The following is a 15,190-nucleotide window of genomic DNA, read 5'->3' as shown; positions in this document are numbered from 1 at the left end:
TTTTTTTATTTGTAGCCAGATTCTTGCTCTTTATGTTTGTGCTTTAGTTTGTCTTGGCGATCGCTATGCCGTCGCGCAAGGGCACACGGCCGGTTTGCACTAACGGTGATGCGCGTTCGCAGTGGCCTGCTTGGTCATCGAAAAACATATGCGGTTTGAATGCAGCCAGTACATCGGACTTGGCAACGCCGCCCATGAAGAAGGTTTCGTCGATGGTGACGTCCCACGCGCGCAGCGTACGGATTACGCGTTCATGTGCGGGCGATGAGCGTGCGGTGACAAGCGCAGTGCGTATCGGTGCGAGGGCGGTACGGCCTTCGACATTCTTGAAGCCATTCTGGATAAAGGACAGTGCTTTCAGCAAGCGTGCGAATGGTCCTTCCGGCAATGGCTTCAAGGCATTTTCGCGTTCGTGATTTTCAAATGCTTCTATGCCCTGGGTTTGATAAATACGTTCGGATTCATCCGAGAAAATAACTGCATCGCCATCGAAGGCAATGCGGATTTGATCCAGCTCTTCAAACGCATTTGCAGGTTTTTGATAAAGCAATGCAGAAGCCACACCACAATTAACCGCGGCCTGCACATCATCTTCATGCAAGGACAGAAACAAGCTGACATTGAATGCTTGCAGATAAGGAGCCAAGGATGCACCTCCGGATAAAACGGCGCGCGTGATGTCCAAATCGTAATGCTTGATCGAATTAAAGATGCGCATCGATGTTTCTGTCGAATTGCGCGACATGATGACAACTTCGACGAGGCGTTGATCGGGCGTCAATGCATTGAGCTTGAGCAGGGCGCGTACCAGGGCGAAGCCGGCACCAAGTTTCAGGATTTCATTTTCATTATCGAGCTGATGCTGGCGATACGCTTCCAGACCCTGGGTGCGGAAAATGGCTTCTTCAACTTCGAGGTCGAATAGGGCGCGTGACGAAATGCCGACTACCAGCAAGCGATCGAGTGAAACAGGCATGGTTGATTTTTCTCTTAGGTTATTCTTTGCTATCGATTTGTCGCAGGTATGAATGAAAAAGATAAACTCAATGTCACATACACATCAGCGAAAGGCTGGAATCATTATAAGCATTCCTGCCATGTGGTTTCTTTTCAGGCTTGAACCAATATGAAAATAAGGAAATTAGTCGGTCTGTGGGCCAGGCGCATCAAGGGTGATGCGGTCATGCTGTGGTTTGCACGCAAACATCCGGATACGCCGCTGCTGGCGAAAATCGTCTGCATCGTGGCGGTTCTATACGCATTGAGTCCGATAGATTTGATCCCGGATTTTATTCCGATTCTCGGGTATATCGACGATGCGCTTTTACTGCCTGCGATGATCTGGCTTGCGGTGCGCTTGTTGCCGCCGCAAGTGCTTGCCCTGTGCAGGGAACAGGCAGATGATTGGACGAGACGGCACAACTTCAAGCCACGAAGTTATATTGGTGCCGCGATTGTTGTCGCGCTTTGGTGCTTGTTTGCCTATCTTTGCTGGCGTTGGATGTCAGTTTTATAAGGAGATGCTGATGGCTTTGGCCCGTATCAGTGGTGCGGATGCAACGCCAGATTTTTTAGTCAGAAAAAGGCGGTGTTAGTATCTGCAGCCAGCGCAAATGACAAATCGATTTCCCTCTGCTTTTTCACTGTCATTTTGTAATCGTTGTATAGGCTGACTTACTCTCGATCTGTCGTGATGACAGTGATTCCCTTCTTTTGATAGCGTTGCCATGGCAATCAAGCTGGTTACCAATGTTCGCAATGCACTCATTGTGATTCTAGCCATGGCTTGCGTGGGCTACCTTGCCTATTCGTGGAGTCATCAGCGCGGTATCGAGAACCTGCGTCACGAGGCTGATGTACGTTTAAGTATTGTCAGTGCGGTTCTGCAAGGCCCTGCTGACAAGTACCGTTATTTACCCGGCATCATTGCCGACCATCCCATCACCATTAAAACCTTGCTCGGCAAAAACGATCCTGCGGTGATCGAAGCGGGTAATGCATTCTTGCAGCAGCTCAATAACGATACTGAACTGGCTGTCATTTATCTGATGGACGCCACTGGCCTGACCATTGCGACCAGCAACTGGCAGGAGAAGACATCTTTCCTCGGACAAAACTACAGCTTTCGTCCTTACTTTCAGGATGCCGTGCAAGACGGCGCCGGCAAGTTTTATGCGATGGGTACGATCAGCCTGATTCCTGGCTATTACCTCTCCAGTGTTGTGGAAAAAGATGGAGAAGTGCTGGGCGTCGTTGTGATCAAGATCGCAATGGACAATCTGGATAATTTGAATCGCGCGCAAGAGAGAAGTTTGTCGGAAGTCACCGTGACTGATGAAAACGGCATTGCCTTTCTCAGTACAGTAGAGGACTGGAAATATCGGCCGATTGCAACCTTGACCGAAGAAGCAGAGAAAAAAGTGAAGAGCACGCGTCAATACGAGCGCGTGCTAAAAACGCCTTTGCCTGCCACGGTGGAAAGATCGTTCGGCCCCGATGAACGTATCGTCAATGTCAATCTATCGGATGATAGCCCCAATGCCAGACGTCAAATTCAGTACCTGGCGCGCTCTGGCCAATTGCCCGGCTCTTCGTGGATGGTAAATGTATTTGTACCTGTCAAACCGATCAATCTAGTCGCGAGCCGCATTGCGATGCTGGCAGTCGCGATGTTTGGATTCTTGATATTGGCATTCATGTATTTGATGGAAACGCGCAGTCGCATCGATGAACGCGAGCGCTCAGGTCGCGAACTGCAGGCGGCGCACGATGCCTTGGAGCATAAACATAAAGAACTGGAAACGCTGAGCGAAGAGCTGCGCATCGTATCGATTACCGATTCGCTGACAGGTGCATTTAACCGTCGCTATTTTCTCGATGTAGCGGGCAAGCTGGCTAATGATATTAACAATGCCGATTGTGCTTTGACGATCATGATGATCGACGTTGATTACTTCAAACGCATCAACGATGTGTATGGCCATCCTACTGGCGACAAAGTTTTGCAGTTATTGACGGTCGCCTGCAAGGATATCTTGCGTACCGAGGATGTATTCGCACGCTTTGGTGGTGAAGAATTCATCATGGCATTTCCCGATACCGATGAGTATGCGGCCAGACAAATTGGTGAGCGTCTGCGCAGCAACATCATGGCGCGTCCATTTGAAGTCAATGGTCAGATGCTGTCACTCACCGTGAGTTGCGGCATCTCACGCTATCGCTTTACCGAGGCTGGTGTGGATGAAACGATCAAACGTGCGGATGAGGCGCTGTATGAGGCCAAGAGTAATGGCCGCAATCAGGTTGTGGTGAAAGTTGTAGAAGTCTAGAAGTAAAACGGCAAGGTAGTCATATGACACCTTGCCGATATTTTATTTTTTTGCTTCTTCGTCGTCTTCATAAAAAGAGACGCGTACCGTTTGTTTTCTCTGCAGCTTCTTCAAGCCCCATTTGGTACCAAGGTAGGCTGCGAGCAGGCAGCAAAACAACGCCCTCCAGCCCAGGTAATACATGCCAACGAACGGCAATATGATCACCAGCACGGTCGAGAAGAAATCACGCTTGTTCAACGTAATCCAGTAATGCGACAATCCGTAGACAACAAAAAGACCAATGTAGGCGATCAGCATAGAATTTATTCCCAATACAGAAATTCGACAGAAGTGCGACACTAGCGCGCTAGAAGTACGCGCATTCTAGCATCCGAAATTTTCTATTGGTCTGAAAAAATCGCGCTAACAATTACCCTCAGAATCACGGCAGAAAACCAGGGGTGGCACATTGCTTGCTCCACTTATTCTATTGTTAAAAATGGAATGAAACTATATGTTGCTTTTAAAATGCATATTTAATAGAATGACCGCATTGGAGTGCACTTACTGATGAAGCTCACCAGATTTTCGGATATTGGATTGCGTGTGCTGATGTATTTGGCAAAGGAAACGCGCAGCCCTGCGGTTACCGTTGCTGAAGTCGCAGTGCAGTTCAACGTGCCGCACAATCATTTGGTCAAGGTCGTTGGGGCATTGGCAAAAATGGGTTGGATAGACGCTGTGCGCGGCCGCAATGGCGGCATCCGTCTTGCAGTCGCTCCCGATTCATTGCGCATAGGCGTTGCCTTGCGCGTGCTTGAAGGCGATACGGAATTAGTGGATTGCGAAGGCCTCGGTTGTCGACTTTCCGGCGATTGTGTTTTGCGCAATGCCTTGCGAGTAGGAGTCGAAGCGTTTTACGACACCATGAATCAATACACGCTGGCCGATATCGTAGGCGGCAATGTGGGTGAACAGATCGTCCACATGCATCGTGTCTTCTTGATGGACCGCGCTAGCATCTAGCGCGGTTTTGTAAGTAACTGGACCGCAAGGTCTTTTTTTAAAACTTATAAGTTGCATTATAAATGCTACATAGGAGTGAAAATGTTATCTGCTGAATCCCGTCCGTATATCGATGCGAGCGTCCCCGTTTTGCGTGAGCATGGGCTTGCCATCACTACAGTGTTTTACAAAGCGCTGTTCGAAGCGCATCCGCAATTACACAATATTTTCAATGCCGGTAATCAGGCGAATGGTTCTCAGCAGCAATCGCTGGCCTCCGCTGTATTTGCCTACGCGGCAAATATCGATAATCAGGCTGCCTTGGCGCCAGTGATTTCGCGCATTGTTCACAAACATGTTTCTCTGGGTGTAACGGCTGAACACTATCCTATCGTTGGACATCATTTGCTGGCTTCGATCAAGCAAGTGCTAGGTGATGCAGCAACGCCGGAGTTGATTGCTGCATGGGCTGAAGCTTATGGCTTGCTGGCACAAGCATTGATCAATGAAGAAAACAAATTGTATAAAGCAGCAGGCACGCAGCCCGGCGATTTATTCGACATGCGCGTGGTCGCGATCGATCAACAGAGCGATCAAATCAAGTCGTTTTCTTTGGTGCCGGTTGAAGGAAAATTGCCAACATTCAAACCTGGTCAATACATCAGCGTTGCCGTACATCTGCCTAGCGGCTTGCGCCAACTGCGTCAGTACAGTTTGTCGGATACGCCAGATCATCAACATCTGCGCATTTCGGTCAAACGTGAAGACGCAGGTAAGGAAACAGCCGGCATGGTATCGAACTGGTTGCATGACAATGTTGTCGTGGGCAGCGTCATTCCTGCCAGTAAACCTTTTGGTGATTTCACGCCGGATACGGAAAGCGATGGACCGATTGTGTTGTTGTCCGCAGGTGTAGGCATTACGCCGATGATTTCTGCGCTCAACCGTATTGCAAAAGTGTCGCCGGGTCGGCGCGTAATTTTCGCGCATGCTGCACGTAATGCAAGTCATCATCCGCATCAAGCGGATATCGCACAAGCAGTTGCACTGATGCCGAATCTGCATAGCGTTACGTTTTACGAAGAGGATGAAGTTGATCAAGACAGTGTGACGTGTCTGGCCGGCAGAATGCAATTAAAAAAACTGCCACAATGGGACGTGAATAAAGCCAATATCTATATGTGCGGTCCATTGCCGTTCATGCAGGCGCAGTGGGCTGATCTGGTTGAAAAAGGTGTGCCAGAGTTTCGCCTCCATCGCGAGGTGTTTGGCCCGGATATGCTTGATCACCTGCTGTAAATGTTGAACCTGAAATGAAAAAAGCTCCTATTGAAAAATAGGAGCTTTTTCATTATGTGAAGCAGCTAAAGAAATCTTTGAATACGAGGTTTTACTGAGCGCTCGACGGAATAGAAAAATCTTTTTTAATTGAAGGGCAGTCGTAAGGTGAACGCCGCGCCTTCGCCGTAAGTGCTTTCTACGGTCAGGCTGCCACCATGCGCTTCTGCCAATTGTCGCGCAATGTACAAGCCCAAGCCCAGCCCCGCACCTGTCTTGGTGCCCGCTCTTTCGAACGGTTCAAAGATGCGATGTTGATCGGCGGCGGTAATGCCATTGCCCTGATCACGCACAGTTACTTCAGCGTAGACAGGGTTGGCTTGCAGCGTCACAGTAACCGGCTTGCCACCACCGTAGCGTAGAGCGTTCGTCAAAAGATTGATGATGATTTGCTCGACACGAAACTCATCCCAAGTGCCGTTGGCTATTTTCTCGGCGTCGAGCATGATGCTTGCGCCAGCCGCAGCTGCTTGATGGGATAAATCGCTGACGATGCGTTGCAAGAGATCCGACAGTTCGGTCTCGGTAGGACGTATAGACAGCTTGCCGCTGCGTATGCGCGATACATCGACCATGTCGTCGATCAAGCGAATCATGCTTTGGATTTGTCGACCATCACGCGCGACCATGCGCTGTAGTTTTTCTTCGTTGAATGCTTCCATATTGGATTTCTCCAATTGCATCTTGCGCATCTGCGTTTCAAGAAAGAGAGTATTCAGCGGGGTACGTAATTCATGCGCCACCATAGACATGAAATCATCACGCATACGCAGTGAGCGCTGCAGTTCTATCTGCGTTGCATGCAATTCTTGTTGGCTCTTTTCCAGTGCTTCGACTTGGCGCTTTACTTCATTGCGTTGCTGGTAAAGCGACACGAAAACATTGACCTTGCTTTTAACCGCAGCAATATCCAGCGGCTTGTGGAGAAAATCGACAGCCCCGGTTTCATAACCTTTGAACGCGTAATTCAATTCCTTGCCGGCAGCACTGACAAACACGATAGGAATGTGGCGTGTTTTTTCCGTGCTGCGCATTAATTCCGCCAGCTCAAAGCCGTCCATGCCTGGCATCGTGACATCCAAGATAGCCAAGGCAAATTCATGTTGCAGCAAGAGCATCAACGCATCTTCACCAGACATGGCTTGATAAACGATGCGATCGTTTTGCTTGATGATCTCATTCAGTGCCATCAAGTTTTCTGGCAAATCGTCGACGATCAACAGTTTGGTAAGTTTCTCGGCGTGCATATTCAGGATGTTCCCAGCTTGATTAATAAGGTGTGCATGTCATGCAAGGGCAATATCAAATCCGGTTGATGACGGTCTATGGCGGCCTGCGGCATGATGGCTATCAAGGCTTCGGCTGGATCTTGCACGACGGTCAAACCGCCTGCCTGCCGTATGTTTGCCAAGCCTTCCGCACCATCTTGATTCGCGCCGGTTAGTAAGAAACCAGCCAGCGTAGAACCGTACACATCTGCCGCCGAACTCATCAAGATGTCGATCGCGGGTCGCGAGTAATGCACAGGGTCTTCGCCGCTCAGTGAGAAGCTGCGATCCTGTTCCACTGAAAGGTGATAACCGGGACCGGCAAAGTACAGCACACCTTCTTCGATTTCTTCCTTGTCCCTTGCCTGACGCACAGGGATTTGAACATGCTGTTCAAATACAGCAGCCAGACGACTTTCTCTGTCATCGCGTATATGCAAAACAACGAAGATAGGTAAACGATAATTAGCAGGCAAGCCGCCTAAAATTTTCAGCAATGCGTCAACGCCCCCAGCCGATGCACCTATCGCAATGGCGGCTATTTCGCTTTCTCTTTTCGATCTTGAGGTTTGCGTCATGTTTAACTCTTGCGATAAATACGCTGGGGTTTGTCCAGTGGATCAAAGCGATTCGTATATGCGGAGAACTCTATGCTTTCCTTGCTACCCAAGCCGAGAAAGCCTCGATGGCATAAGGATTCGTGGAAGAGTCCAAATGCACGTTCCTGCAGTTTTCGATTGAAGTAGATCAAGACATTGCGGCAGCACACCAAATTGGTTTCTGAAAATACGCTGTCAGTTGCCAGACTGTGATCAGAAAAGCTGACGTTCTCCACTAATGCGCGGTCAAACAGCGCCGCGTCATAGGCTGCAGTGTAGTAATCGGAGAAAGTTGATTTGCCGCCAGCCTTTTGATAATTGCTGGTGTATTCCTTGATCCTGTCGAGTGCAAAAACACCTTTACGCGCGCGCTCGAGAGAAACCGGATTGATGTCGGTTGCATAAATGATGCTGCGATCAAGCAGGCCTTCTTCCTTCAGCATGATCGCCATCGAATAAACTTCTTCGCCGGTGCTGCAGCCTGCTATCCATATTTTTAGCGATGGATACGTTTTCAGGAAAGGTACAACTTGCTGGCGCAATGCCAGGTAATACGACGGGTCGCGAAACATCTCACTTACGGGAATCGTCAGGTACTGCAGCAACTGCATGAAGGCATTCGGATCATGCAGTACGCGCGCCTGCAAATCGGAGATCGTATTACATTCCATTTGCGGCAATGCATGCAGCACCCGACGCTTCTGCGAAGCGCCGGAATAGTTACGAAAGTCATAGCTGTACTTGAGGTAAATCGCCTCAACCAACAGACGTAACTCGATATCAATGCTGCTGGATTCCGACATTACAGGCGTTCCATATTTGGCATCCAGACTCTTACCAGCGAGTACAGACGATCAAGATCAATTGGCTTGGCCAAGTAATCAGAGGTGCCGGCTTGCAGACATTGTTCTTGATCGTCTTTCATCGCTTTGGCAGTGATGGCGATGATAGGCAACTTCTGGAAACGCGGATCGCTACGGATGCGACGCGTTGCTTCCAACCCATCCATGCCAGGCATCATCACGTCCATCAATACCAGATCGATCTCTGGGGTTTGATCCAGCTTCTCAATCGCTTCAAAGCCGTTACGACCGATTTCGATCACCGCGCCTTTCTGTTCCAAGGCGCTGGTTAATGCAAAGATGTTGCGCACATCATCGTCAACAATCAGGATGCGACGTCCTTCGAATACGCGATCGCGGCTACGCAAGGTCTTCAGCATGCTTTGGCGTTCAACCGATAATTCGGATTCAACCTTGTGCAGGAAGAGCGTGACTTCATCCAGCAAACGTTCTGGCGAACGCGCACCTTTGATAATGATGGAGCGCGAGTACTTGAGCAGATTGGCTTCTTCGTCGCGCGTCAAATTGCGGCCGGTATAAACGATCACAGGCGGGAAGGAGCAGATCTCTTCCGAAGACATTCTTTGCAATAGTTCTTCACCCTGAATGTCAGGGAGCTTCAGATCGATGATCATGCAGTCGAATACGGTCGTGCGCAACAGCGCCATTGCTTCTTCGCCACTTGCAACCGCGGTAATATCTACGTCAGCATCGCTGATGAGTTGCACCACGCTTTCACGTTGGCGCGCATCATCCTCAACCAGCAGGATGTGCTTCATCTTTTGCGAGAATTTGCTTTCCAGTTTTTGGAAGACTTGCTTCAGTTGTTCACGTGAAGTTGGTTTTGTCACATAGCCGATGGCGCCCATCTGCAGGGCAACCTCGCTTCTGTCTGATGCAGAAACAATATGCACTGGAATATGACGTGTTTTAGGCTCTGTCTTCAACTGCTGCAAAAGGCTCATGCCAGAACCGTCAGGCAAACCCATGTCGAGCAAAATAGCGTCGGGTACATAACGCATTGCAGTTTGCAAACCGTCGACCGCGCCGTGCGATACCAGGCAGCGATACTGCATCTCGTGCGCAAGATCGTACAGAATATGGGCGAACGCAATTTCGTCTTCGATCACCAATACCGTACGCGCGCTATGTTTGTCATTATCCCGATCATCAGGGAATGTAGGCACAACGACAGAAACGGGCACAGGTGTTGTAACAACCTCCGACGTAAAGCTGGCTGGTGGCGTCACAGTGGTATGTGTGATCACAGGTACGCTTGCCGTGGCTTTGGTCGGAAGTAGCAAGGTGAAGGTGCTACCTTTGCCAGGTGTGCTGCAGATGGAAATAGAACCGCCTAATAATGCTGCAAGGTCGCGTGAAATCGAAAGACCCAAACCGGTGCCACCATAACGGCGACTGGTGGTGCCATCGGCTTGGCGGAAGGCTTCGAAGATGCTTTCTTGCTGGTCAGGCGAAATGCCTATACCAGAATCAGTTACAGCGAAAGCAATGTGACCATCTTGTTTTCCTGAGACGGTCAGTGTGACGTGGCCGGCTTCGGTAAATTTAATTGCATTCGACAACAGATTTTTGATGATTTGTTCTATGCGCTGACGATCGACAAACATCGTTTGTGGTGCAGTCGTTTCTATACTCGTTGTGAACTGCAAATGCTTTTGCCCGGCCAAAGGTTCAAAAGTCATTTTCAAGCCTTCGATCAAAGCAGAAAGACGAATATCTTCCGGCTCCAGATCAAGCTTGCCTGCTTCAACCTTGGAAATATCCAGAATGTCGTTGATCAGATTGAGCAGATCATTACCTGCCGAGTAAATCGTATTGGCGAACTTGACCTGCTCTTCGTCCAGATTACCTTTTTGATTGTCGGCCAATAATTTGGAAAGGATCAACGAACTATTCAGTGGCGTGCGCAACTCGTGCGACATATTGGCCAGGAATTCGGATTTGTATTTGCTTGCACGTTGCAGTTCCAACGCGCGCTCTTCCAGTTCGCCTTGCACTTCATTCAATGCGACATTTTTTTGATCAAGGGCTACGGCTTGGCTGGCCAATTGCTCATTGGTTTGTTCCAGTTCCGCTTTTTGATTTTCCAGATTGACTTGAGACTCTTCCAGTACGCGGGACTGTTCTTCGAGCTCTTCATTTGCAGTGCGCAATTCTTCTTGCTGCACTTGCAGTTCTTCATTGAGCTGCTGCGTTTCAGCCAAGACATCTTGCAGGCGTCGACGATACAGTGATGCTTCTACCGCCATGCCCAAACTTGGCGCGACGATCTTCAAGAAATCCAGATCACGTTCAGTCGGCGTGTGCAAAAATCCGAGTTCAACCACGCCGTTGATATCGCCATCATTACTAATAGGCAGCATCACGACATTACGTGGCTTGGAATTGCCCAGGCCTGAAGTCACTTTCAAATAATTTTCTGGCACGTTATCCAGATGGATCATGCGTTTGCTCAGCGCTGCTTGCCCAACCAGGCTTTCTGCATGATCGAAAGACTGTTCAATAAATTCACTTTCCCTGCTGAAACCGAAACTGGCGATCCGTCGCAAGCTGCCGTTTTCTTCGCGCACATAAAGAGCGGCGACAGAAGCGCCGATGTAACGCGCGAGAAAATCAAGCACCGCACGCCCAAGTTGCGGCAATGCCATTTGGCCTATACCTTGTTCGCCCAACTGCGCTTGACCGGCACGTTGCCATGCGAGCTGTTCCAATGAGCTCGCATGTTGTTGTTGTTGCAGGAGTGCGCTGCTGTAAGTGGTGGTAAGACCGAGCAACTCGCGTCGGCCAAAAAGAGCGAGCAATCCACTTAGTAAAACACTGATGGTCAAATACAGAGCGACGACGATTGTCGTAACGTTTTTTGCGGATTCATTACGCTCTTTGCGCAGTCTTTGTTCGAACTCCAGAAAGGCGCTGAACTCCTTGCGAATTTCATCGAATTGCAGCTTGCCTCGACCACTTGCAACAAAGCTGGCGGCATCTTCTTGGTTGCGACGCATCTTGATAGCGGTTTGTGCAAATTCATCCCATTGGATTTGCATTGCCTTGATGCGTTGCAGCCTATCGACTTGTTCAGGATTGTCACGAACTAGCTCGCTTAAAGTAAGCATCTCTGCCGCGATTCTCGGCTTGGCTATTTCATACGGGGCGAGAAAAGCGATATCGTTGGAGAGGACATAGCCGCGTATGCCGGACTCCATGTCGACGGACAATTTTGTTATTTCATTCGCATTGCCGATCACGCGCTCGGTATGTTCGACCCAATTGAGAACGGAAATAAGATAAAAGATGAGCGCAACAAAAATTGCCGCGCTGGTGACCCCAGCCGCCAAAGGCAAGGTGATGTTGCGTATGAGGATACGACGAAAACCGGTTTGGTCGATAGCAGGGGCGGTTGGCATGTCTTCTTCCAAAACATAAACGGGAAAGTTTAATGCAAAATCAATTGATAGAGCACAACTCTTGGCACCTGTTTATAGGGAAAACATGGTTTTTTTCAGGAGCTTTGGCAGACCGGGAATATGACGATGATGGTCATCAGGTTCTATGGTGGAATCGCTCATATCACTTTCTGTAAAATTTACATTTCGTCTCTTTAATCGAGCTCAATCTATTCCACAGAGAAATGGCATTCGATCTCTCAGAAAATTTAATTCGTGACAATCATGGTTGTAAAAATTACACATTGATAAATGTCCTAACCGTTTGTAGCTTCACTCAAGCGCACACTTGTTAAACTAAAAAATCCGCCGCAGCGGATTTTTTATTGTGTCTCTTTTTTAATGAACACTTGCGTGTTCCTTATTCAGATCAGAACTGTTCCCAGTCGCCATCGGAGTCTTTGTTGTTGGCGATTTTTGCCGGCGTGCTTGTCGTAATACTGCGCTTTGCTGGCGCCGCCGGGCGACTTGCTAATGTCTTAGAGCGTGCTTGCGGGCTAATGTGTTGATTGTTGGTGTGACCGTGTAATTTGAATACGCTGACCACCGCTGACAAATTGCTAGCTTGATCGTTGAGTGATGCAGCTGCAGCTGCAGCTTCTTCAACCAATGCGGCATTTTGTTGTGTGACTTCATCCATTTGCACAATCGCGGTATTGACCTGCTCGATACCTGCGCTTTGCTCTTGGCTCGCAGCCAAAATCTCCGCCATGATGTCGGTAACGTGTCTGACGCTATCGACCACTTCGGTCATGGTCGAACCGGCTTGTGCAACCAGCTTGCTACCGGCATCTACCTTGGTGACTGAATCGTCGATCAGGGATTTGATTTCTTTCGCTGCTGCTGCCGAGCGTTGTGCAAGATTTCTGACTTCGCTAGCGACCACCGCAAAGCCACGACCTTGTTCACCAGCGCGTGCTGCTTCAACGGCTGCATTCAACGCGAGGATGTTGGTCTGGAAGGCGATGCCATCGATGACACCAATGATGTCGACGATTTTCTTGGCAGAAGTATTGATCGAATCCATCGTATCAACTACATCAGAAACAACTGCGCCACCTTTGACTGCAACCGAAGACGCAGTCACTGCCAACTGATTAGCCTGACGTGCATTGTCAGCATTCTGCTTGACGGTGGAGGTGAGTTCTTCCATCGATGATGCGGTTTCTTCCAGTGATGCAGCTTGTTGCTCAGTGCGGCTGGACAAGTCCAGATTACCGGCTGCGATCTGTGTCGTCGCTGCACTGATGGCGGTGCTGCCTTCACGCACTTGCGACACGGTATCGGTTAGGCGCGCCTGCATTTTCTGCAGACCGAGCATCAAGGTACCCATTTCATTTTTGGATTTGACTTCGATATTGCTGGTCAGGTCACCGGCTGCAATAGAGTCGAAGTGAACCATCATTTCTTGCAAAGGCTGGTTGATGGCGCGGATCAGGAAGAAGGCTGAGATCGCAACTGCGAGCAGACCGAATAAAACGCCCGCGATGGCAGCCAGACGAAATTGTGCAAACAGCGACTGGCTTTTTGCGTAACCTGCTGCTGCGTTTTCCATCTGGAGAGTAAGCAGAGCATCTGTGCTTTTAGACAAATCCTGAAAGAGCGGGGACATTTTGTTCAAGAGAATAACTTCGGCTTCATCCACGCGATGTTCGCGCAGCGCCGCAGTCAATTGCTGATTGCCGACTTGCAGGTAAGTGAGGCGCTTGGCGGTGACTTCTTCTGCCAGCTTTTTCTCTGCGTCATTCTCTACCGGCAGCGCCAAGTACTTTTTCCATTCGTCGTCCGATTGGGTGTAGAAATTTTCTGCACGCTTGATGGTAGTTTCTGCACTAGCTTCGTCCGGTCGCATCGCGACGCGATTGAGCGCGGCGCGCGCTTGCAGCAGTCGCGTTGTCATCACGTTGATCGCGTTGGATGACGGCATTTGATTGGTGTAAATATCCTTCAAAGTGTTATTTGTAGTTTGCAGACCGAATACACCCATTGCGCCACCGATTATGAGCATGACACCCATAAATGCCATGGTCAGAACCAAACGCAGCTTGATTGATAGATTGTTCAACATGATTTTTCCGTAGTAATGGTTAGTATTGACGTTAGTTTTATGCTGCAAGTTTTTCGATCAAACCCATTTCTGTAGAGCTCATTAATTTGTCTATATCCAGCAAAATCAGCATACGTTCGTCAATAGTGCCCAGCCCCATCAGGTAATCGTCTGCGACGATGGAGCCCATTTGAGGCGCCGGTTTGAGTTGGTCATTGGTGAGTGTGATGACGTCAGATACGCTATCGACCACCATCCCCATGATGCGTCCCCCAATATTCAGAATGATCACGACCGTGAACTGGTCGTAGACTGGTGTGCCGAGATTGAACTTGATACGCATATCGATAATCGGCACGATGATGCCGCGCAGATTGACGACACCCTTTATAAACTCTGGAGTATTGGCGATACGCGTAACCGCATCGTATCCACGCAGCTCTTGTACTTTTTGGATGTCGATTCCATATTCTTCCTTGCCAAGTGTAAAGGCAAGAAATTCAACTGGAGTAACGGCGGAAGTGTTGGAGGATTGTGGCGACGGGTTCATCAAAAGGCCTTATCAATAATGAAATGGTTTGTTTCCTTGAGGAAACTTTGATTTAGTATAGTCAGCATTCATTTCGTCGGCTATGAATTTGCCCAATGTGTCATCTTTAAAACCACGGATGTGACAAGTTTTTACAATTGGCAAGCAAAAAACTTTGCAGAATTGTTAATTTGTAAAGCATAAGACCTATTGGCAGTACGTTATAAAAATCCAATTTTAGGATTATTCACAAAGTAACAATCAGGATTGCCAGCGCGTATTCGCGCAGGTTCCTATGCGTGATCGCGAGTTTATGAGGATGATCAAATAGTGTTGCTTGATGAAGCCAAGGCGAATGGGATGGATATATTTACTGCAGGGAAAATTGATATTGCGTAGTAGATTTTGATATGTAAAAAGTTCGCGTACATCACGCACGTTGACTTTTTAAGGGCGTTGAGAAGAGCGCTTGAAGCTGAACCACAGACCGACAACAATCGGCGCAGCAAGCGCAAGCCACGCCGCCCAATGCCACGCGCCGGTTTCCAGCAAAGCTGCGAGCAAGCCGAATACTGTCAGGATTGCCAGAATGATCGGTGCGCGCCAGACGAACCAGAAGTTGCTGCGGGTAGTTGAGTTATTTGTCATGGCGGGATTTTAAAGGACGCGAATTTGTATTGTAACGGCCTTTGTCGTAGCCATCGAAACCTGTCTTTTGCAGAATGCACGATCGAGCAACGCAGTTATCACGATCAACTTTCGTGGTGCGCAAAAAAATAGCGGCAAGCAC

At 49.0% G+C, this 15,190-nt stretch carries 13 protein-coding genes; 4 read left to right on the top strand and 9 right to left on the bottom strand.

Features of this window, described 5'->3' with window-relative positions; translation table 11 throughout:
* Positions 1-43 precede the first annotated feature (43 nt).
* Positions 44-976: a 5'-nucleotidase gene (locus tag Q7T66_RS07335; protein ID WP_304932676.1), complete on the bottom strand. Its 933-nt coding sequence runs from the start codon at positions 974-976 to the stop codon at positions 44-46.
* Between the two features lie 150 nt (positions 977-1,126).
* Here Q7T66_RS07335 and Q7T66_RS07330 point away from each other — a divergent pair, with 150 nt between their 5' ends.
* Positions 1,127-1,516: a YkvA family protein gene (locus Q7T66_RS07330; protein ID WP_304932675.1), complete on the top strand. Its 390-nt coding sequence runs from the start codon at positions 1,127-1,129 to the stop codon at positions 1,514-1,516.
* A 211-nt stretch (positions 1,517-1,727) separates the two neighbouring features.
* Positions 1,728-3,329 carry a sensor domain-containing diguanylate cyclase gene (locus Q7T66_RS07325; RefSeq protein ID WP_304932674.1) on the top strand — a complete coding sequence of 534 codons (1,602 nt, stop codon included), beginning with the start codon at positions 1,728-1,730 and terminating at the stop codon, positions 3,327-3,329.
* A 42-nt stretch (positions 3,330-3,371) separates the two neighbouring features.
* Here the strand turns inward: Q7T66_RS07325 and Q7T66_RS07320 are convergent, their stop codons facing one another.
* Positions 3,372-3,629: a hypothetical protein gene (locus Q7T66_RS07320; RefSeq protein ID WP_304932673.1), complete on the bottom strand. Its 258-nt coding sequence runs from the start codon at positions 3,627-3,629 to the stop codon at positions 3,372-3,374.
* Positions 3,630-3,881: 252 nt separating this feature from the next.
* Between Q7T66_RS07320 and Q7T66_RS07315 the strand changes: the two genes are divergently transcribed.
* On the top strand, positions 3,882-4,337 hold the full coding sequence (locus Q7T66_RS07315; RefSeq protein ID WP_304932672.1) for an Rrf2 family transcriptional regulator: 456 nt from the start codon (positions 3,882-3,884) through the stop codon (positions 4,335-4,337).
* Between the two features lie 81 nt (positions 4,338-4,418).
* Positions 4,419-5,615 carry an NO-inducible flavohemoprotein gene (gene hmpA, locus Q7T66_RS07310; protein ID WP_304932671.1) on the top strand — a complete coding sequence of 399 codons (1,197 nt, stop codon included), beginning with the start codon at positions 4,419-4,421 and terminating at the stop codon, positions 5,613-5,615.
* Positions 5,616-5,740: 125 nt separating this feature from the next.
* Here the strand turns inward: hmpA and Q7T66_RS07305 are convergent, their stop codons facing one another.
* The 7 genes from Q7T66_RS07305 to Q7T66_RS07275 form a co-directional block, all read right to left on the bottom strand.
* The gene (locus tag Q7T66_RS07305; RefSeq protein ID WP_304932670.1) at positions 5,741-6,901 is read right to left on the bottom strand and encodes a hybrid sensor histidine kinase/response regulator; all 1,161 of its coding nucleotides are present in this window, start codon (positions 6,899-6,901) and stop codon (positions 5,741-5,743) included.
* Between the two features lie 2 nt (positions 6,902-6,903).
* On the bottom strand, positions 6,904-7,500 hold the full coding sequence (locus Q7T66_RS07300; RefSeq protein WP_304932669.1) for a chemotaxis protein CheB: 597 nt from the start codon (positions 7,498-7,500) through the stop codon (positions 6,904-6,906).
* 2 nt (positions 7,501-7,502) lie between these two features.
* The gene (locus Q7T66_RS07295; RefSeq protein ID WP_304932668.1) at positions 7,503-8,324 is read right to left on the bottom strand and encodes a protein-glutamate O-methyltransferase CheR; all 822 of its coding nucleotides are present in this window, start codon (positions 8,322-8,324) and stop codon (positions 7,503-7,505) included.
* On the bottom strand, positions 8,324-11,785 hold the full coding sequence (locus tag Q7T66_RS07290) for a response regulator (protein WP_304932667.1): 3,462 nt from the start codon (positions 11,783-11,785) through the stop codon (positions 8,324-8,326). Before Q7T66_RS07290 ends, Q7T66_RS07295 begins: the two co-directional genes overlap by 1 nt.
* Positions 11,786-12,194: 409 nt before the next feature.
* Entirely contained in the window at positions 12,195-13,892 is a 1,698-nt protein-coding gene (locus tag Q7T66_RS07285) for a methyl-accepting chemotaxis protein (protein WP_304932666.1), read from the bottom strand.
* Between the two features lie 37 nt (positions 13,893-13,929).
* Positions 13,930-14,421, bottom strand: a complete 492-nt coding sequence (locus Q7T66_RS07280; RefSeq protein WP_304932665.1) for a chemotaxis protein CheW — start codon at positions 14,419-14,421, stop codon at positions 13,930-13,932.
* A gap of 426 nt (positions 14,422-14,847) precedes the next feature.
* Positions 14,848-15,048, bottom strand: a complete 201-nt coding sequence (locus Q7T66_RS07275) for a hypothetical protein (RefSeq protein ID WP_304932664.1) — start codon at positions 15,046-15,048, stop codon at positions 14,848-14,850.
* Positions 15,049-15,190: the final 142 nt, after the last annotated feature.

It is taken from the genome of Herminiimonas sp. (assembly GCF_030655415.1).
The sequence above is the reverse complement of the archived record's forward strand: the minus strand, read 5'-3'. Positions and strand labels throughout refer to the sequence as shown.